The sequence below is a fragment of the Phocaeicola sp. RTP21359st1_B8_RTP21360_211022 genome (assembly GCF_040911965.1).
GTDB lineage: Bacteria > Bacteroidota > Bacteroidia > Bacteroidales > Bacteroidaceae > Phocaeicola > Phocaeicola vulgatus.
The window spans coordinates 13,832-33,277 of sequence record NZ_JBDFXP010000018.1 but is presented as its reverse complement, the minus strand read 5'-3'; the positions used below and the strand labels follow the sequence as shown (position 1 = coordinate 33,277).

The window sequence follows — 19,446 nt, the reverse complement described above, 5'->3', positions numbered from 1 at the left end:
TATAAGGAAAATTTTTCTATCCGTTTGTCTAATCAAAAAAAGTTTAGATATGTATTTTACATTATTAGTTGTCGTTATCCTGACGGCAATCGCATTAGTTGCCGTAGCATTGGGAATTGCCCGTGCCATTTCTCCCCGTTCATACAACTCACAAAAGGGAGAAGCTTACGAATGTGGTATTCCTACGCGGGGACGGTCGTGGATGCAATTCAAAGTAGGTTATTATCTATTTGCTATCCTCTTCCTGATGTTCGATGTGGAAACAGTATTTTTATTTCCTTGGGCTGTAGTGGTACAAGACCTAGGAGTGTACGGTCTGTTTAGCATCCTTTTCTTTTTAGTTATATTAGTTTTAGGTCTGGCATATGCCTGGAAGAAAGGAGCGTTGGAATGGAAGTAAAGAAACCAACCATAAAGTCTATTCCTTATGAAGACTTCAAAGACAATGAGTATTTGGAAAACATGGTCAAGCAGCTCAATGAAGGCGGTACCAAAGTATTGGTGGGCTGTTTGGATGACCTTATCAACTGGGGACGCAGCAATTCGTTGTGGCCGCTTACATTTGCAACCAGTTGTTGTGGAATCGAGTTTATGGCAGTGGGTGCTGCCCGGTATGATTTCGCCCGCTTCGGGTTTGAAGTAGCCCGTGCCAGTCCGCGCCAGGCAGATATGATCATGGTAGCAGGAACTATCACACACAAGATGGCTCCGGTACTAAAACGTTTGTATGACCAGATGGCGGATCCTAAATACGTCATTGCAGTAGGCGGATGCGCCATTAGCGGCGGTCCTTTTAAAAAATCATATCACGTATTGAACGGAGTAGACAAAATTCTTCCCGTTGACGTATATATTCCCGGATGTCCGCCCCGACCTGAAGCCTTGTTGTACGGCATGATACAATTGCAACGTAAAGTAAAACTGGAAAAATTCTTCGGCGGAGTGAACCGCAAAGAAAATGAACCACAAAATCCCGAACAAGCATGAGTGAAAGAATAGAAATACCTGCCGAAAAGCTACATGAAGAAATGCTGAAATTGCGGCAGGGTAAACATATGGATTTTCTACGCAGCCTTACCGGAATGGACTGGGGCGAAGAAGGACTAGGTGTAGTCTATCATCTGGAAGATACGAATACAAGAGAAAATATAGTGGTCAGCACTCGCACAACCAACCGAGAAAAGCCGGAACTTCCTAGTGTAAGTGATATTTGGAAAGGTGCTGAATTCAATGAACGCGAAGTGTACGACTATTATGGTATCCGCTTTATAGGACATCCTGATATGCGCCGTTTGTTCCTGCGTGATGACTGGGTAGGCTATCCATTGCGTAAGGACTACGATGAAAGCCTCAACCCACTCCGTATGACCAATGAGGAACCTGTAGACACGACACAATATATAGAAGTACAACATGATGGCAGTGTAATAGAAAAACGCGAAACCATTTTTGATGAGGACGAATATATCATTAACATAGGTCCTCAACATCCGGCAACCCACGGTGTACTTCGTTTTCGTGTTTCACTGGAAGGTGAGATTATCAAAAAACTGGATGTGCACTGCGGATACATCCATCGAGGTATCGAAAAAATGTGCGAAAGTCTTACCTATCCCCAAACCTTGGCCCTGACCGACCGTTTGGATTATTTAGGTGCGCACCAAAACCGCCATGCTCTCTGTATGTGCATTGAACAGGCAATGGGCGTAGAAGTAAGCGAACGGGTACAATACATTCGTACCATTATGGACGAATTGCAACGTATAGATTCTCACTTGCTTTTCTTCTCCTGTCTCTGTATGGATATGGGTGCCTTGACCGCATTCTTCTATGGATTCCGTGATCGTGAGAAGATATTGGATATCTTCGAAGCAACTACCGGAGGACGTTTGATACAGAATTATAACACCATTGGAGGGGTACAAGCTGATATCGCTCCGGACTTTGTACAGAAAGTAAAAGAATTCATTGCTTATCTGCGTCCGATGCTAAAAGAATACCATGAAGTATTCACCGGAAATGTCATTGCCCAAGAACGTTTGAAAGGTGTGGGAGTTCTTTCACGGGAAGATGCCATCTCTTTCGGAGCGACAGGAGGTACAGGACGCGCCAGCGGTTGGGCATGCGATGTCCGCAAGCGTCATCCCTATGCGATGTATGGCAAGGTAGATTTTAAAGAGATTGTCCACACTGAAGGTGACTGCTTTGCACGTTATATGGTCCGTATGGAAGAAATACTGGAAAGTATGGATATCATTGAGCAACTGATAGACAATATTCCTGAAGGGAACTATCAGGAAAAGATGAAACCGATTATACGTGTGCCCGAAGGGAATTATTATGCCGCAGTGGAAGGTTCTCGCGGAGAGTTCGGTGTTTATCTGGAAAGTCGTGGAGACAAATTTCCTTACCGCATGAAATTCCGCGCTACCGGTTTGCCTTTAGTATCAGCAATGGAAACTATGTGCCGCAACGCAAAAATTGCCGACTTAATTGCTATTGGTGGAACGGTGGATTATGTAGTACCGGATATTGACCGATAATAATGTGCCGATTCTTCAATATACAATTTGGAGAATGCACTATTTATCAGACTGAGAATTAACAAATTAAATAATTACAAGTTTGCCTATTGGCAAATTAGCAAATTGACACATTATTAAATTATGTTCGATTTTAGTATAGTCACCCAATGGGTACACTCACTGCTCACGTCATTTATGCCTGAAGAACTGGCAGTGCTCATAGAATGTATAGTAATTGGCGTATGTATCATGTTGGCATATGCAGTTATTGCTATCATTATGATTTTCATGGAACGTAAAGTGTGCGCCGCTTTCCAATGCCGCTTGGGGCCAATGCGTGTAGGTCCCCAAGGTACCATACAGGTGTTTGCCGATGTATTCAAGATGTTGATCAAGGAAATTATCACCATCCGGCATGCTGACAAGTTCCTGTACAATTTGGCACCTTACATTGTTATCCTCGCCTCTATCATGGCTTTCAGTTGCCTACCCATCAACAAGGGCATGGAGGTCCTTGATTTCAATGTAGGTATTTTCTTCTTATTGGCAGCATCCAGTATCGGCGTGGTAGGTATTTTGCTGGCAGGTTGGAGTTCCAATAACAAATATTCATTAATCGGAGCCATGCGAAGTGGCGCTCAAATGATTAGTTATGAATTATCTGTAGGATTAAGCATCCTTACCATTGTAATCTTAACAGATACCATGCAACTAAGCGAAATTGTAGAACGCCAAGCTGACGGCTGGTTCCTTTTTAAAGGACATATACCTGCATTGATCGCTTTTATCATTTATCTGATAGCCGGAAATGCAGAAGTCAACCGCGGCCCGTTTGACTTGCCTGAAGCAGAAAGTGAACTGACTGCGGGATATCATACCGAATATTCCGGTATGCACTTCGGTCTGTTCTATGTGGCAGAATTTGTAAACTTGTTTATCATCGCCGCAGTAGCCACAACCATCTTCCTGGGAGGATGGATGCCGCTACATATTCCTGGGCTAGACGGATTCAATGCCATCATGGATTATATACCCGGATTTATTTGGTTCTTTGGCAAGTCATTCTTTGTAGTATGGTTACTAATGTGGATCAAATGGACATTTCCCCGTCTGCGTATTGACCAAATTCTAACGCTGGAATGGAAGTACTTGGTTCCAATAGGTTTGTGCAACCTGTTGTTGATGGTAATTATTGTTGTATTTAAATTACATTTCTGATGAAAGAAGAAAAACATTCCTATATAAAAGGGCTGCTTCATGGCATCGGTACATTACTTACCGGCATGAAAGTGACAGGACGAGAGTTCTTCACTCCTAAAGTCACTGAACAATATCCCGAAAACCGTGCCACATTAAAAATATCGCCCCGTTTCCGAGGACGGCTTATCATGCCGGTTGATGAGAATGGTAATAACAAATGTATTGCTTGCGGACTTTGCCAGATGGCTTGCCCCAATGATACAATCACCATTACCAGCGAATCTGTGACCAACGAAGAAACAGGCAAGAAAAAGAAAATATTGGTAAAGTATGAGTACGACCTGGGAGCCTGTATGTTCTGTCAACTTTGTGTGAACGCTTGTCCACACGATGCCATTCGGTTCGATACAGAATTCGAAAATGCTGTATTCGACCGCAGCAAACTAGTTCTCACTCTGAACAAAAAATAAAAAACAAACGATATTATGACACTACAACTAATTGTATTCATTGTACTAGCGTTGTTTATCGCTGTCTGTTCGGTATTGGCAGTCACGACCTCACGTATCTTGCGTGCAGCAACTTATCTGCTGTTCGTTTTATTTGGTACAGCAGGTATTTACTTCCAACTCAACTACTCATTCTTGGGAGCTGTACAATTACTGATTTACGCCGGTGGTATAACAGTGCTTTATGTATTTAGTATCTTATTGACCTCTTCACAGGGAGACAAAGCAGAGAGATTAAAAAATGGAAAGATGGTGGCCGGAGCTATTTCTACTATAGCAGGACTGGCTATCTGTCTGTTCGTCATGCTGAAGAACGAATTCTTGCCCTCTCATTTTGTTCATGGTGAACTGGATGTACGCACGATCGGTCATGCACTGATGGGCATGGAAAAATATCAATATATCCTTCCTTTCGAAGTAATCAGCGTGTTATTACTCGCTTGCATCGTAGGAGGAATCCTAATCGCTAGAAAAAGATAGAACTTATGGTACACATGGAATATTATCTGGTGGTTTCCACCTTTATGATGTTTGCGGGAATCTATGGTTTCTTCACCCGCCGCAATTTATTGGCCATGCTCATCAGTGTGGAACTGATACTGAATTCGGTAGACATCAACTTCGCCGTATTCAACCGATACCTCTTTCCCGAAGAACTGGAAGGCTTTTTTTTCGCCCTGTTCGCTATCGGCGTGAGTGCGGCTGAAACAGCAGTAGCTATTGCTATCATTATCAATATTTACCGCAATGTACGCAATATCCAAGTGAAGAACTTAAATGAAATGAAAAACTAATTATGGAACATACAATACTAATCCTTATCCTACCTTTCCTCAGTTTCCTGATACTGGGGCTGGCAGGTATGCGTATGAAGAACGGATTGGCAGGGACCATCGGCACCGTTTCACTGGCAGGGGTGACGTTGCTTTCCTACCTCACTGCCTTCAATTATTTTGCAGGAGGGCGTACGGCAGAAGGCGTCTATCCTACTCTCACACCTTATAATTTTGAATGGTTACCTTTCACAACGAACCTGCATATTGACATGGGAATCATGCTTGACCCTATTTCAGTTATGATGCTAGTCGTTATTTCCACCGTCAGTCTGATGGTACATATCTATTCATTCGGATATATGAAAGGTGAAAAAGGCTTTCAACGTTACTACGCATTTCTTAGCCTGTTTACCATGTCCATGTTGGGGCTCGTAGTAGCAACTAATATTTTCCAGATGTATGTCTTTTGGGAACTGGTAGGTGTTTCTTCTTATCTACTTATCGGCTTTTATTACACCAAGAAAGAAGCGATTGCTGCCAGTAAAAAAGCATTTATTGTTACCCGTTTCGCTGATTTAGGCTTTCTGATCGGTATCTTGATTTACGGCTATTATGCCGAAACATTCTCGTTCACCCCCCAACTTCAGGTACTTGCAGTTGCCGGAAGTATGATACCATTGGCCTTGGGGCTAATGTTTATCGGTGGTGCCGGTAAAAGTGCGATGTTTCCATTGCACATCTGGTTACCGGATGCTATGGAAGGTCCTACTCCTGTCAGTGCATTAATCCATGCTGCTACCATGGTAGTAGCCGGTGTATATCTGGTAGCCCGTATGTTCCCGTTGTTTATAGGATATGCGCCCGAAGTGCTGCACTGGATAGCTTATATCGGTGCGTTCACTGCATTCTACGCCGCTAGTGTGGCGTGTGCACAAAGCGATATCAAACGTGTGCTCGCCTTCTCCACTATATCTCAAATTGGATTTATGATTGTCGCATTAGGCGTTTGTACTTCTATGAATCCTCATGAAGGAGGACTAGGCTACATGGCATCCATGTTCCACCTGTTCACACATGCCATGTTCAAGGCATTGCTGTTCTTAGGAGCCGGATGTATCATTCATGCCGTACACAGTAACGAGATGAGCGCCATGGGAGGACTTCATAAATTCATGCCCGTCACCCATTGGACATTCCTGATTGCTTGTCTGGCTATCTCGGGTATCTGGCCATTCTCAGGTTTTTTCTCTAAAGACGAAATTCTGACTGCCTGCTTCCAATTCAATCCTGTTATGGGATGGATAATGACAGGCATTGCCGCCATGACAGCATTTTATATGTTCCGCCTTTATTATTGTATTTTCTGGAATGGAGAATGGAAAGGACACTCCCACGAATCCGGACCTGATGCACATACTCCGCATGAGGCTCCACTTACCATGACATTCCCGCTGATGTTTTTAGCCGCTATCACCTGTATTGCCGGATTCATACCTTTCGGCAATCTGATCAGTAGTAACGGAAAAGCCTATACCATTCATCTGGATATGCAGATAGCCGCTACAAGTATCATTATTGCTATAGCATCCATCGCTTTAGCTACATGGATGTATGCAGGTAAGAGACAACCCGTAGCCAACTATCTGGCGCGCACATTCCCACGTTTGCACACAGCAGCTTACCACCGTTTCTATATGGATGAGATATGGTTGTTCGTAACCAAGAAAATCATCTTCCGGTGCATCAGTACTCCGATAGCCTGGTGGGACCGGCACGTTATCGATCAATTCTTTAACTTCACTGCGTGGAGTACTCATGCTACCGCCGATGAAATACGTGACATGCAAAGTGGAAACGTACAGCAGTACAGTATTTGGTTCCTTGCAGGTGCATTGATATTGACGCTGATACTATTAATTTAATGAATAATAAAAAATCCGCCGCATGGCCATTTTTTAATTTTTAATTTAAAAAGATGAACATACTAAGTTTTTTCATTATAGTTCCCTTGTTGATGCTCGCGAGCCTTTGGGCTTCGCGCAGCGTCAATCAAGTTCGCGGAGTGATGGTTGTCGGATCTTCCATATTATTGGCATTATCCGTTTACCTCACCATTGATTATATCGAACTACGCCAAGCCGGTGCTACAGGAGAGATGCTGTTCACAGCCAGCACAGTTTGGTATGCACCACTCCATATATGTTACTCAGTAGGAGTAGACGGTATATCAGTAGCAATGTTGCTACTTAGTTCCATTATTGTATTCACCGGTACTTTTGCATCGTGGAAGTTACAACCATTGACAAAAGAATATTTCATGTGGTTCACTCTATTGAGTGTAGGGGTATTCGGATTCTTCGTTTCAACAGACCTGTTCACCATGTTCATGTTTTATGAAGTAGCCTTAATTCCAATGTATCTGCTCATCGGTGTATGGGGAAGCGGACGTAAAGAATATGCCGCCATGAAACTTACATTAATGTTAATGGGTGGTTCTGCATTTCTACTGATCGGAATTCTCGGTATTTTTTATGGTGCAGGCGGTGAAACTATGAACTTGCTGGAAATCGCCAAACTGCATATACCTCATGAAATGCAACGCATCTTCTTCCCGCTTATCTTCTTGGGGTTCGGAGTCTTAGGAGCTTTGTTCCCTTTCCATACATGGAGTCCCGATGGTCATGCTTCTGCACCGACTGCTGTTTCTATGCTTCACGCTGGAGTATTGATGAAACTAGGAGGTTACGGATGCTTCCGTGTTGCTATGTACCTGATGCCTGAAGGTGCAGCCATGTGGGGAGATGTATTCCTGATATTGACCACTATTTCTGTAGTTTACGGTGCATTCAGTGCTGTGGTACAAACCGACTTAAAATATATCAATGCCTATTCCTCCGTATCCCACTGCGGATTGGTGCTCTTTGCCCTGCTGATGATGACACGCACCAGTTGTACGGGTGCTATTCTCCAAATGTTGAGTCACGGATTAATGACCGCTTTGTTCTTCGCCCTTATTGGTATGATATACGGACGTACCCACACTCGTGATGTCCGATTAATGGGAGGTTTGATGAAGATTATGCCTTTCCTGGCTGTAGGTTATGTTATTGCTGGTCTTGCTAATTTGGGACTTCCGGGACTAAGTGGTTTTGTTGCTGAAATGACGGTCTTTGTAGGTTCTTTCCAAAATGATGATACATTCCATCGCGTATGTACCCTAGTGGCAACAACAAGTATCGTCATTACCGCAGTCTATATCCTGCGTGTAGTAGGTAAAATTCTTTATGGTAAAGTTTTGAATCCCGAACATCTGAAACTCACAGACGCAACCTGGGATGAACGAGTAGCCGTTATCTGCCTCATCGCCTGTGTAGCAGGTTTAGGAATGGCTCCATTCTGGATAAGCGATCTGATCAGTAACAGTGTAGAACCAATCATAAGTCAATTATTAAATTAAAATTTGAGAATTAAAAATTAAAAAAATAGCAATGATGGACATAACTGCAATACTCCATATGCATGCCGAACTGAGTCTGACAGCCGTTTTTATTCTGATGTTTCTGTTAGATTTATTTTTACCGGCTCCACAACGTCACTGGTTACGCCCCATGGCATGTATCCTGCTGACCATTCAACTCTTAGCAAACCTATGGCCGGAAGAGGTGACTTTATTTGGCGGCATGTATCACTCAACCCCTATGGCGTCTGTTCTGAAAAGCATCCTGACCATAGGTACCATACTGGTGTTTCTGCAAGCAGACACTTGGCTAAAACGTGAAGACACCCGTCATAAACAAGGCGAATTCTACATCCTTACCCTCAGTACCTTGCTGGGTATGTATTTCATGGTAAGCGCAGGGCACTTCCTGCTATTCTTCCTTGGATTGGAATTGGCAACCGTTCCTATGGCTTGTCTCGTAGCTTTCGATAAATATAAAGGACATAGTGCCGAAGCCGGAGCTAAATTCATTCTTTCGGCTTTATTCTCCAGCGGTATTTTCCTCTATGGTATTTCTATGATTTATGGGACAGCAGGTACTTTATATTTTGAAGATATCCCTGCCGGATTGACAGGAACTCCATTACAAGTTCTTGCACTAGTATTTTTCTTCTCCGGATTGGCCTTCAAGTTAAGCTTGGTACCTTTTCATCTGTGGACAGCAGATACTTATCAAGGTGCACCGACTACAGTAAGCGCCTACCTATCCGTTATTTCAAAAGGTGCAGCTGCTTTTGCTTTAATGATTATTTTAATGAAAGTATTCGGACCAATGACTGAACAATGGAGTGAAATACTATGTATTATCATTGTAGCCACCATCACTATAGCCAATCTGTTCGCCATCCGCCAAAACAACCTGAAACGCTTTATGGCCTTCAGTAGTATTTCACAAGCCGGTTACATAATGTTGGCTGTACTGGCTGGAACTCCGCAGGGCATGGCATCCCTAGTATATTATATAGTAGTATACATTGCCGCCAATCTCGCCGTATTCGGTGTCATCAATACCATTGAGCAACATACCCACGGTAAAATAGAGCGCGAAGATTATAACGGACTTTATAAGACCAACCCTAAACTAACTATGGTCATGACACTTGCTCTTTTCTCATTGGCAGGTATCCCGCCATTTGCCGGATTCTTCAGTAAGTTCTTTGTATTCATGGCAGCATTCCATAGCGGATATTATCTTATTGTATTTATCGCATTGGTCAATACAATCATTTCATTGTATTATTACTTATTGATTGTAAAAGCCATGTTCATCACACCTAATGAAGACCCTATCGGCAATTTTCGTACAGCAACTCCGATGCGCATCAGTCTGTTGGTATGTGTAGCCGGCATATTCGTTTTAGGAATTATAAGTGGGGTATATCAACTATTAAGTGATACAGCAATACTATAAAAGTTCAGTTACAAAAAGAAGAATAATAACTGAAATGATTATTGTATTTCTATGATCAATATTCTTTTACTTTGGAAGCAGAATCAATCTGTTTTCAAAGTAAAAGAATACCTTAAAGTTTCTCTTCAACAAATTTATCATTATCTTCGTAGCAAATTATAAAAAAATAAGTACTATGAAGAAAGTCCTCTATATTACAATACTCGCTTGCTCTACTTTATGGGGATCTTGCACAGAGAAAAATAAACAATCCGCCAGAACAGATTCCTTTATAGAAAAAAATGTAGCATTTGCACGTGCACAAATCGGGAATGAAATACAAATTATAGAAAAATCAGAGAAATTTATAAACCCCGTTACATTGAAAACTGACAGTACCATTTATTATTGTGACTACGCCGACTGGCGAAGTGGTTTTTTCCCTGGGTCAGTGTGGTATCTATATGAGTTAAGTGGCGACACTACTCTCTTATCATTAGCTGATAAATACACTTCGGCCATAGAAGAAGCCAAAAAACTGACTTGGCACCATGATGTAGGTTTCATGATAAATTGTAGTTTCGGCAATGGATGGCGAACAACTAAAGTACCCAAATACAAAGAAGTCATGATAGAAGCTGCACGTTCATTAGCTACTCGTTTCCGTGAAAAGCCGGGAATTATCCAATCATGGGATGTGACCCGCGGCTGGCAATCGGAACGCGGTTGGGAATGTCCGGTCATAATAGATAATATGATGAATTTAGAGTTACTATTTGAAGCAACTAAATTATCTGGTGATTCCACCTTTTATCATATAGCAGTGAACCATGCAGACCGCACTTTGAAAGAGCATTTCCGTACAAACGGAAGTTGTTATCATGTAATAGATTATAGTTTGGCAGACGGCATGGTACGGCATAGACAAACAGCCCAAGGATATGCAGACGAATCGACTTGGAGTCGTGGACAAGCATGGGCGATTTATGGTTACACTGTGTGTTACCGGGAAACTCATGATAAAAAGTATCTGAATCAGGCATTGAAGACTTTCCAATTTATGAAAACACATCCCCGGCTTCCCAAAGACTTGATTCCTTATTGGGATATGGATGCTCCCAATATTCCCAATGAACCACGAGACGCTTCAAGTGCTTCTTGTATAGCTTCTGCACTTTATGAAATTAGTACAATGGATGTGCCTGATGCAAACAGTTATAAGAACTATGCAGACAGTATTATGGCCTCTCTAGCCTCACCAAACTATCTGGCATCTCTTGGAAAAAATGGTAACTTTTTATTAATGCATTCAGTGGGCAGTATTCCTCATGGCACAGAAATAGATGTACCTTTAAATTATGCAGACTATTATTTCCTGGAAGCATTGAAACGAAAGCGTGACATTGAAGAAGGCACACACTAAGTTATACAGACAAACACAGAAATATTTCCTCCCGTTCTTCGGGAGGAATGCCACAGCCGGTATCGGTTACTTCAATTCGTAACTTACTTTGTGCCTTATCCAACTTTATCTTAAGAGTTACAGATCCAGAATCTGTAAATTTATTAGTATTATCAAACAGGCTCTCTATCACTAGCGACAAATGCAATTCATTGGTGGAGATAAACATTTCCCCTTTTGGTAATTTCACCAATACAAGTACCATAAAAAGTCTAATTACTAAAAAACTCCTGTTCTTAGTTTCCAAACGGTAATTTTCATAGTTCAATTGATCTACTCCATACTTTACAGGTAGTTCACTAAATTATTTTTTCAGACTAGAAGAATTAATGGAATCCTGCGCTTGTATATCTTATAATATTCAGAAGACTATCTTTGGTAGTAGAAATACTACCTCCTATCACGACAAGAATTCCCCAACAGATATCAATATATACAAGTGATGTATTTCATAATATCAGATTATTAAGGTACGAATATACAAATAATATAAAAATGTAGCAGCAGTTATTCCTCTATTATTAGAATTTACACAATAATGGGCAATTAATCCACTTATTTTCTAATTATATGCTTTAATATTGCATCGTAGATATTTTTTGGTAACTATGAAATTATTAATTATTAAACATCAAAGATATGGTAAAAAAGTTAGTTAGTGTACTTTGTATATGTGCATATTTTGGACTTGCTCATGCACAAATACCACAAGAGATTTGGAAAGAAAGTGAGCAAATAGAAAAACAAATCAAAAAGACTTCTTTTCCCGATCGTGTGTACAACATTAAAGATTTCGGTGCCAAAGAAGGAAATAATGGTGAAATACTCTGCCATGAAGCAATCAATCTAGCTATCCTCACATGTAGCCAGACAGGTGGAGGAACTGTATTAGTTCCACCCGGAGAATTTCTAACAGGTCCTATCACACTGAAAAGTAATGTAAATCTGCATTTGGAAGAAGGTGCCTATCTAAAATTTTCTTCAGAGAAATATCTATATACTCCAACCGTACTCACTCGTTGGGAAGGAGTAGACTGTTACAATTTGCATCCATTAATTTATGCTTATGGTGAAAGCAACATAGGCATTACCGGTAAAGGTATTATAGACGGACAGGCCAGTAATGATAACTGGTGGAGTATGTGTGGTGCTCCACACTATGGCTGGAAGGAAGGGATGACAGCTCAAAAAAATGGCGGCAGAGACAAATTACTGATGTACGCCGAAACATTTGCCCCGATAGATAAGCGCCAAATGACTTTTGAAGACGGTTTACGTCCCCAACTTATCAATCTATATCGTTGCAACACTATTTTAATAGAAAATGTAACATTGAAAAATTCTCCGTTTTGGGTTATCCATCCTTTATTTTGTGAAAGTCTAACAGTGCGTGGGGTTAAAGTTTCCAGTCACGGTCCCAATAGCGATGGCTGCGATCCGGAATCAAGTAAGAACGTATTAATTGAAAACTGTATATTCGATACTGGAGACGACTGCATTGCCATTAAAAGCGGACGGAATGCTGACGGACGGAAATGGAATGTACCAAGTGAAAATATCATTGTACGCAATTGCGAAATGAAAGACGGACACGGTGGTGTAGTTGTAGGCAGTGAGATTTCGGGAGGATATAAGAACCTGTTTGTTGAAAACTGCAAAATGGACAGCCCGAACCTGGAACGTGTCATCCGCATCAAAACCAATAACTGCCGTGGTGGTGTCATTGAAAATATTTATGTGCGTAATGTAGAAGTAGGTGAATGTCGCGAAGCCGTTTTGAAAATCAACCTGCAATATGAAAACCGTGAAAAATGTGACAGAAGTTTCCCACCTGTAGTACGCCATGTATATCTGGATAATGTTACCAGTGAAAAAAGTAAGTACGGAGTCTTGATTACCGGATATGATGACCGTGTTAATATTGAAGACATCCATGTAACAAACAGCCGTTTCAATAATGTAGAGAAAAAGGGAAATTTAATTACGGGAGCTAAGGATGTAGTACTGAAAGAACTGTATATCAATGGAAATAAGGTAAGAAAATAAGATAAAAAATCTTTGGTATAATGAGATACCATCATACCAAAGATTATATCCTCTTTTGAGAACCTATTCCAGACACTCATCAAGTTCACGTATCAACTCTTCTTTATCAAGATGTCGCCCGATAAAAACTATTTTCTGCATACGATCTCCATATTTATCATCCCAATCCCGCAATAAGCCCGGTTCCTGACGCATTACCTCTATCAGTTCTTCTTCAGGTGCCGTAGCATACCATAAACCGGCTTCCTTCAACTTTTTCTGCACACCGGCCTGTTCAAAAAGAAAAGACATATCACGATTATTGCTGAAATAACAGACTCCTTTTGCTCGAATAATATTACGACTCCACTGGGTTGATACAAAACGATCAAATTTATGGATATCAAAAGCCGGACGACGATAATACACAAAAGTACTGATGCCATATTCATCCACTTCACTACCTTCATGATGATGATGGTGTGCATGCTCCTCATCGTGATGATGATGCTCATGCTCCTCCGCTTCTTTTTTCTGCTCTTCCGTAAGGGCACTCTCTATTCCACGTATCCAACCGGCAGAAGTGGCAGTACGTTCAAAGTCAAATGCTTCAGTATAGATTATCTTATCCAAATCTGCATTAGCATAATCACATTCTATTATTTCAGCTGCAGGTTGTAATGTACGGATAATCTGTTTGATACGTTCCAATTCGTCACGTTTCACTTCCGAGGCCTTATTCAACAATACAACATTACAAAATTCAATCTGTTGGATAATCAAATTTTCAATATCCTCTTCGTCAATACCCTTACAGGTCAAATCGTTGCCACAAGAAAACTCACTTTGCAGACGCAAGGCATCTACCACAGTCACAATACAATCCAAACGACATCCCCCGTACGTATTCCCCATACTTGAAATAGAACAAATAGTCTGTGCGATAGGAGCTGGTTCACAAACCCCACTTGCCTCAATCACAATGTAATCAAAACGCTCCTGCTTCATAATATCATCTATCTGCTCCACCAAATCCATCTTTAAAGTACAACAGATACAACCGTTCTGAAGTGCTACCAAGCTTTCGTCTTTCTTTCCTACAATCCCCCCCTCTGTATGAGGTCGGCATCAATATTCACCTCACCGATATCATTGACAATAACCGCAAACTTAATACCACGTTTATTAGAAAGAATATGGTTCACTAATGTCGTTTTTCCACTGCCCAGATAACCGGTCAAAAGCAGTATAGGAATTTCTTTTACTCTCATATAAAATTCAATATTACTTTCACAAAGGTATAGAATGATTAATTTCCAAACAATAGAAAACATCTTTTTATACCTTATAAACAAAAAAGACTCTTTACATACCCCCAGTTAGAATCCATTAAAATTCAATTCGCAGTGCAACATTTTTCAAAAAATGCTTTAAATATTCCAAGAGTATAACTATATTTCGCAAAACAAATTTATAATAACAATGAGAAACAAATTAGCACAAAAAATCAAATTAGGCGCAGCCTTGTTATTGATGGCGGGAACTTCAGCCTTCGCACAAACCTCCAATCAAATTTATACACCTACTCCTGAAAATATAAAAGCACGGCAGGAATTTCAAGATAATAAATTCGGTATATTCCTTCATTGGGGCATTTACAGTATGACCGCCCAAGGAGAATGGTATATGAACACTCACAACATCAACCGTAATGAATACGCCAAACTGGCATCCGGATTCTATCCTTCGCGCTTCGATGCTGCCGAATGGGTTTCTGCCATCAAAACCTCCGGAGCCAAATATATCTGTATTACCAGTAGACACCATGACAGTTTCTCAATGTTTGATACAAAAGAATCCGATTTTAATATCGTAGATGCCACCCCTTTCAAACGAGACATACTAAAAGAACTGGCAGAAGAATGTCAAAAACAAGGCATCAAACTCCATTTTTATTATTCACATTTGGACTGGTTTCGTGACGACTATCCGGAAGGAAACACCGGACATGGAACAGGACGTCCCAAAGGACATGGAAACTGGGCAAGTTACTACAAGTTTATGAATAAACAGCTGACCGAACTTTTGACTAACTATGGTCCTGTCGGTGCCATTTGGTTTGATGGTATTTGGGATCAACCTACCAACTTCAATTGGCAACTGGAAGAACAATACGCATTAATTCATAAACTGCAACCATCCTGTCTAATAGGTAACAATCATCACCGAACTCCTTATGCAGGAGAAGATTTCCAAATGTTCGAACGTGATTTGCCCGGTGAAAACAAAGCCGGTTTTTCAGCAGGACAAGGAATAAGTGAACTCCCTTTAGAAACTTGTGAAACAATGAACGGAATGTGGGGCTACAGAATTGAAGACCAAAATTACAAATCCCCTAAAGAATTGATACACTATTTGGTTAAGGCAGCTGGAAAAAATGCAAATTTGCTAATGAATATTGGACCTCAACCCAACGGAGAATTACCTGCTACAGCTGTAGAACATCTAAAACAGGTGGGTAAATGGATGAATCAATATGGAGAAACGATTTATGGAACCCGTGGTGGTGATGTAGTTCCTCATACATGGGGGGTATCAACTCGCAAAGGTGACCGTTTATTCATCCATATACTAGATTTGCAGGATGATGCACTTTATATACCTCTGAAGGCAAAAGTAAAGAAAGCAATACAGTTCATTTCCAAAACTCCACTTTCTTTCAAACAGGAGAAAGACGGCATATTTATAAAACTGCCTCAAGTACCTGATGACATAGATTATGTAATAGAATTAGTCATTAAACAATAAAATAGCATTCATCTTTAAACAAGTGTCTTTACGTGAAAAACAAGAATATCTTTAGAAAAAGAGAGAAAATGTATTCTACACAAATCAGAAAAGAAACATGAGTAAGCTACATACATTACTCTTCTAAAAAAGAATTCGTCCTTGGATTATGAAAACCCAAGGACGAATCACTCTTAGTTTGTGGAGCTGGAGGGAGTCTCTCGAACCTTTTTATAAAATATCATAATCTATCAAACATCAGATTATTAAATAGTTATATTTAGCTATCATCTATCTAAATATCTCTTAATATCATTGCATATCTCAATTATTGGGTGTACTTTTGGGTGTAACTTTTCAAATACACCCAGTTTATGAACATCAAGAGAAATATCATCTTCGCACTGGAAAACCGTAAAAAAGATGGCATTCCTATCACTCAAAATGTACCCATCCGTATGCGTGTCGTTTTTGCAAGCCAACGGATTGAGTTTACAACAGGCTATCGGATTGATATGGAGAAATGGGATGCAGACAAGCAACGGGTAAGAAACGGCTGTACCAATAAGCTGAAACAAAGCGCATCAGAAATCAACACCGAACTACTGCGTCAATACACCGAGATACAGAATGTGTTCAAGGAGTTCGAAGTACAAGACATAATGCCCACCCCTGCACAAATCAAAGAGGCTTTCAATCTAAAAATGAAAGGAGAAAAGGAAGAGAGCCATCATGAGAAAGAGGAAGTGAAATTAGACTTCATGAAAATCTTTGATGAGTTTGTTGCCGAATGCAGCAAACAAAATGACTGGTCATCCTCTACTCTAAAGAAGTTTGCAACAGTAAAAAAGCACATCGCAACTTTTGATCCGAACACGACATTTGAGAGCTGGACGGAAAGACACTTCAATGAGTATATAGATTACTTACGCAGTGATAAAGATATGCGCAACACTTCCATAGCCAAGCAAATCAAGTTCTTGAAATGGTTTTTACGTTGGACTAACCGAAAAGGGTATCATCAAAACACCGCTTATGACAAATTCATGCCCAAAATGAAAAGTGCACCGAAAAAAGTAATATTCCTTACCCGGAATGAATTGGACAAAATCAGAGCCTGCCAGATACCTGCTGCCAAACAATACCTTGAAAGAGTAAGGGATGTTTTATTATTTTGTTGCTTCACAGGTCTTCGGCATTCTGATGTGTATAACTTGAAACGCAGCGACGTGAAAGAGGAACACATAGAAATTACCACCATCAAAACGGCTGACAGCCTTATTATTGAGCTGAATGACCACAGCAAAGCTATTCTTGAAAAATATAAAGATATTCCTTTCCAAAACAATAAAGCATTGCCAGTGGTAAGTAATCAGAAGATGAACGAGTATTTGAAAGAGTTAGGAGAACTGGCAGAAATAGACGAACCTGTACGGGAAACCTACTACAAGGGAAATGAACGAATAGACGAAGTCACACCTAAATATGCCTTGTTGAGCACCCATACTGGCAGACGCACATTTATTTGTAATGCTTTGGCTCTGGGCATTCCGGTGCAAGTGGTCATGAAATGGACAGGGCATAGCGACTACAAAGCCATGAAACCTTACATTGACATAGCAGACGACATCAAAATTCAGGCAATGAACAAATTTAATCTCCTATAAACATGAATACGATAACAACCCTCATACCCCAATACGGAGAGCTGAACAGAATCAGCAAAGACTGGATTGTAAGCCATACTTTCTCTTTTGAAAAGCAGAAATTCATCGTTGATTTCTACTCGGAATGGAGCGATATAAAGGCTTTTGAACAAGCTATCCTTGAACTGGTGCTGCATACACCGCCAGAACCATGTACCCTGCTGCTGAAAAGTCTGAAAAAGGAAGTCAGAGAATACACACGGCTTTATGAAGCTTACAGCCTTCCCCATGATGAAGTGATTATGCGTGTATGCAACCAATACGCAGACAGCTACAAGGAAGCCATCAAGGAAGAGATGGAAGTGGTAAACAGGCTACGCAAACCGATGAACGAAGCCAACAACCGCTATGATACCATTGGCTACCGAGAGCATACACCCGAAGAAGAAAAGCTGGCGGAAAGAGAATATGAGCGTTGCAAGGCTGAATATGAAAGGGAGAAAGCCCAGCTGGACCATCTTTATGAGCAGCAAACCCTTCTCTGGAAAGAAGCCCGGCAATACATGAAAAACCGTTGCGACGACATCTACCTGCTTAGCTTACACTTCATGGGCATCCTGACCAAATATGTACCGGACGAAGAAAACCAACCGAACGAAGCAGACAGGCAGAGCCGTACAGACAGCCAGCCAGAAACAGAAACGGCAACCGCATCGGCTACAGCTACGACTGCCGGATTGCCTGAATATTTCAGCATGAAACTGATTTCCCTCATTCATGAAATTTGTGTAGGGGAACAGTTTGAAGACATTACCGCACCGGATTTCTATGCCTGCATGAATCTGCATCCCTGCCAGTGCGTACTGAAAATAAAGCCAAGGGAAAAGATACGGGTATGCTATCTGATTTCCCTGATGAAGGAGCAGTTGCCAGAGCAGGATAAGGACAAATGGAAGGAAGCCATCCTGAAACACCTGGATATTGATGAAGACTATTACAAGTCCAAGTACAGGGAACCCGTCTCCGATTTACCCAGTATTCCCAACCAAAAGTTCGCCAAGGAAATGGACGGAATATTCCGATAACCCGTGATATTCCAATATATTTTACGACATGACCACTTATACCACTCAAAATAATTTTTGAGTGGTATTTTTATTTCTTGATATTCAGCGATATAACAAAACAATCCGTTTATATCATCCACATACTTACCACTCAAAACCCTACCTAATTTTGCATCGTTCGAGAACAGAAAAAAACAGCCTGTGCGCAGGGCTATTGTCAAACAAGTAATCATACGGACGATGAACAATCTCAAAGAACTGTTAGTGAAACCCGTCTGGCAGATGACAGGCGAAGAGTTCCTTTTTTTAAGCAGACACGCTTCGGTACAGGCAGAGGCGCAACCGCAGCCAACCACCGACACGGAAAGAAAGTACGTGTACGGCATACTCGGCATAGCCAAGCTTTTCGGATGCAGCCTGCCCACAGCCAACCGCATCAAGAAAAGCGGAAAGATAGACAAAGCCATTACCCAGATTGGACGCAAGATTATTGTGGATGCGGAACTGGCACTGGAACTGGCTGGAAAGAAAACCGGAGGACGCAGATAAAGGAGGTGATT

At 41.1% G+C, this 19,446-nt stretch carries 17 protein-coding genes and 1 pseudogene; 16 read left to right on the top strand and 2 right to left on the bottom strand.

The features are described from left to right. Positions 1-49: 49 nt before the first annotated feature. The 11 genes from AB5062_RS11185 to AB5062_RS11135 all read left to right on the top strand — a co-directional run bounded on the left by AB5062_RS11185 (position 50) and on the right by AB5062_RS11135 (position 11,322). Positions 50-400, top strand: a complete 351-nt coding sequence (locus AB5062_RS11185) for an NADH-quinone oxidoreductase subunit A (protein ID WP_005842860.1) — start codon at positions 50-52, stop codon at positions 398-400. Further along, positions 391-987, top strand: coding sequence for an NADH-quinone oxidoreductase subunit B (locus AB5062_RS11180; protein ID WP_005842862.1), 597 nt, complete (start codon positions 391-393; stop codon positions 985-987). Before AB5062_RS11185 ends, AB5062_RS11180 begins: the two co-directional genes overlap by 10 nt. Next, positions 984-2,543, top strand: a complete 1,560-nt coding sequence (locus tag AB5062_RS11175) for an NADH-quinone oxidoreductase subunit D (protein WP_005842864.1) — start codon at positions 984-986, stop codon at positions 2,541-2,543. Before AB5062_RS11180 ends, AB5062_RS11175 begins: the two co-directional genes overlap by 4 nt. A gap of 123 nt (positions 2,544-2,666) precedes the next feature. Beyond that, positions 2,667-3,743, top strand: coding sequence for an NADH-quinone oxidoreductase subunit NuoH (gene nuoH, locus AB5062_RS11170; RefSeq protein WP_005849254.1), 1,077 nt, complete (start codon positions 2,667-2,669; stop codon positions 3,741-3,743). Next, positions 3,743-4,195 carry an NADH-quinone oxidoreductase subunit I gene (locus AB5062_RS11165; RefSeq protein ID WP_005842869.1) on the top strand — a complete coding sequence of 151 codons (453 nt, stop codon included), beginning with the start codon at positions 3,743-3,745 and terminating at the stop codon, positions 4,193-4,195. Before nuoH ends, AB5062_RS11165 begins: the two co-directional genes overlap by 1 nt. 15 nt (positions 4,196-4,210) lie before the next feature. Continuing rightward, positions 4,211-4,714 carry an NADH-quinone oxidoreductase subunit J gene (locus AB5062_RS11160; RefSeq protein ID WP_005842872.1) on the top strand — a complete coding sequence of 168 codons (504 nt, stop codon included), beginning with the start codon at positions 4,211-4,213 and terminating at the stop codon, positions 4,712-4,714. 5 nt (positions 4,715-4,719) lie between these two features. Beyond that, positions 4,720-5,028, top strand: coding sequence for an NADH-quinone oxidoreductase subunit NuoK (gene nuoK, locus AB5062_RS11155; protein WP_005842874.1), 309 nt, complete (start codon positions 4,720-4,722; stop codon positions 5,026-5,028). Positions 5,029-5,030: 2 nt separating this feature from the next. After that, entirely contained in the window at positions 5,031-6,932 is a 1,902-nt protein-coding gene (gene nuoL, locus AB5062_RS11150) for an NADH-quinone oxidoreductase subunit L (protein ID WP_074783897.1), read from the top strand. Positions 6,933-6,985: 53 nt separating this feature from the next. Further along, positions 6,986-8,467: a NuoM family protein gene (locus tag AB5062_RS11145; RefSeq protein ID WP_005842878.1), complete on the top strand. Its 1,482-nt coding sequence runs from the start codon at positions 6,986-6,988 to the stop codon at positions 8,465-8,467. Between the two features lie 31 nt (positions 8,468-8,498). Beyond that, positions 8,499-9,920, top strand: coding sequence for an NADH-quinone oxidoreductase subunit N (locus tag AB5062_RS11140; RefSeq protein WP_005849259.1), 1,422 nt, complete (start codon positions 8,499-8,501; stop codon positions 9,918-9,920). A 175-nt stretch (positions 9,921-10,095) separates the two neighbouring features. Further along, positions 10,096-11,322: a glycoside hydrolase family 88 protein gene (locus AB5062_RS11135; protein WP_005842882.1), complete on the top strand. Its 1,227-nt coding sequence runs from the start codon at positions 10,096-10,098 to the stop codon at positions 11,320-11,322. Position 11,323: 1 nt separating this feature from the next. On the opposite strand, the gene AB5062_RS11130 is transcribed toward AB5062_RS11135, so the two are convergent. Continuing rightward, the gene (locus AB5062_RS11130; protein ID WP_005849262.1) at positions 11,324-11,566 is read right to left on the bottom strand and encodes a HAMP domain-containing sensor histidine kinase; all 243 of its coding nucleotides are present in this window, start codon (positions 11,564-11,566) and stop codon (positions 11,324-11,326) included. Positions 11,567-12,000: 434 nt separating this feature from the next. Here AB5062_RS11130 and AB5062_RS11125 point away from each other — a divergent pair, with 434 nt between their 5' ends. Beyond that, positions 12,001-13,407: a glycoside hydrolase family 28 protein gene (locus AB5062_RS11125; RefSeq protein ID WP_005849263.1), complete on the top strand. Its 1,407-nt coding sequence runs from the start codon at positions 12,001-12,003 to the stop codon at positions 13,405-13,407. 63 nt (positions 13,408-13,470) lie between these two features. Here the strand turns inward: AB5062_RS11125 and AB5062_RS11120 are convergent. Further along, positions 13,471-14,720: pseudogene (locus AB5062_RS11120) on the bottom strand (GTP-binding protein). 148 nt (positions 14,721-14,868) lie between these two features. Here AB5062_RS11120 and AB5062_RS11115 point away from each other — a divergent pair. From AB5062_RS11115 to AB5062_RS11100, 4 genes are all read left to right on the top strand, one after another. After that, the gene (locus AB5062_RS11115; protein WP_005842890.1) at positions 14,869-16,194 is read left to right on the top strand and encodes an alpha-L-fucosidase; all 1,326 of its coding nucleotides are present in this window, start codon (positions 14,869-14,871) and stop codon (positions 16,192-16,194) included. Positions 16,195-16,547: 353 nt separating this feature from the next. After that, positions 16,548-17,840 (top strand): site-specific integrase, encoded by a 1,293-nt coding sequence (locus AB5062_RS11110; RefSeq protein WP_007478456.1) that lies wholly within the window; start codon positions 16,548-16,550, stop codon positions 17,838-17,840. Positions 17,841-17,842: 2 nt separating this feature from the next. Next, positions 17,843-18,904 (top strand): hypothetical protein, encoded by a 1,062-nt coding sequence (locus tag AB5062_RS11105; RefSeq protein WP_005654523.1) that lies wholly within the window; start codon positions 17,843-17,845, stop codon positions 18,902-18,904. Between the two features lie 222 nt (positions 18,905-19,126). Next, positions 19,127-19,435, top strand: coding sequence for a DUF3853 family protein (locus tag AB5062_RS11100; protein ID WP_005654521.1), 309 nt, complete (start codon positions 19,127-19,129; stop codon positions 19,433-19,435). The last annotated feature ends 11 nt before the right edge of the window (positions 19,436-19,446 follow it).

Excerpts from the sequence above, each read along its gene's own strand:
- AB5062_RS11165 (WP_005842869.1), top strand. The coding sequence starts at position 3,743 with ATGAAAGAAGAAAAACATTCCTATATAAAAGGGCTGCTTCATGGCATC.
- AB5062_RS11135 (WP_005842882.1), top strand. The coding sequence starts at position 10,096 with ATGAAGAAAGTCCTCTATATTACAATACTCGCTTGCTCTACTTTATGG.
- AB5062_RS11140 (WP_005849259.1), top strand. The coding sequence starts at position 8,499 with ATGATGGACATAACTGCAATACTCCATATGCATGCCGAACTGAGTCTG.
- nuoL (WP_074783897.1), top strand. The coding sequence starts at position 5,031 with ATGGAACATACAATACTAATCCTTATCCTACCTTTCCTCAGTTTCCTG.
- AB5062_RS11145 (WP_005842878.1), top strand. The coding sequence starts at position 6,986 with ATGAACATACTAAGTTTTTTCATTATAGTTCCCTTGTTGATGCTCGCG.
- AB5062_RS11110 (WP_007478456.1), top strand. The coding sequence starts at position 16,548 with ATGAACATCAAGAGAAATATCATCTTCGCACTGGAAAACCGTAAAAAA.
- AB5062_RS11100 (WP_005654521.1), top strand. The coding sequence starts at position 19,127 with ATGAACAATCTCAAAGAACTGTTAGTGAAACCCGTCTGGCAGATGACA.
- AB5062_RS11180 (WP_005842862.1), top strand. The coding sequence starts at position 391 with ATGGAAGTAAAGAAACCAACCATAAAGTCTATTCCTTATGAAGACTTC.
- AB5062_RS11115 (WP_005842890.1), top strand. The coding sequence starts at position 14,869 with ATGAGAAACAAATTAGCACAAAAAATCAAATTAGGCGCAGCCTTGTTA.
- nuoK (WP_005842874.1), top strand. The coding sequence starts at position 4,720 with ATGGTACACATGGAATATTATCTGGTGGTTTCCACCTTTATGATGTTT.
- AB5062_RS11130 (WP_005849262.1), bottom strand. The coding sequence starts at position 11,566 with ATGGTACTTGTATTGGTGAAATTACCAAAAGGGGAAATGTTTATCTCC.
- AB5062_RS11175 (WP_005842864.1), top strand. The coding sequence starts at position 984 with ATGAGTGAAAGAATAGAAATACCTGCCGAAAAGCTACATGAAGAAATG.
- AB5062_RS11185 (WP_005842860.1), top strand. The coding sequence starts at position 50 with ATGTATTTTACATTATTAGTTGTCGTTATCCTGACGGCAATCGCATTA.
- AB5062_RS11105 (WP_005654523.1), top strand. The coding sequence starts at position 17,843 with ATGAATACGATAACAACCCTCATACCCCAATACGGAGAGCTGAACAGA.
- nuoH (WP_005849254.1), top strand. The coding sequence starts at position 2,667 with ATGTTCGATTTTAGTATAGTCACCCAATGGGTACACTCACTGCTCACG.
- AB5062_RS11125 (WP_005849263.1), top strand. The coding sequence starts at position 12,001 with ATGGTAAAAAAGTTAGTTAGTGTACTTTGTATATGTGCATATTTTGGA.
- AB5062_RS11160 (WP_005842872.1), top strand. The coding sequence starts at position 4,211 with ATGACACTACAACTAATTGTATTCATTGTACTAGCGTTGTTTATCGCT.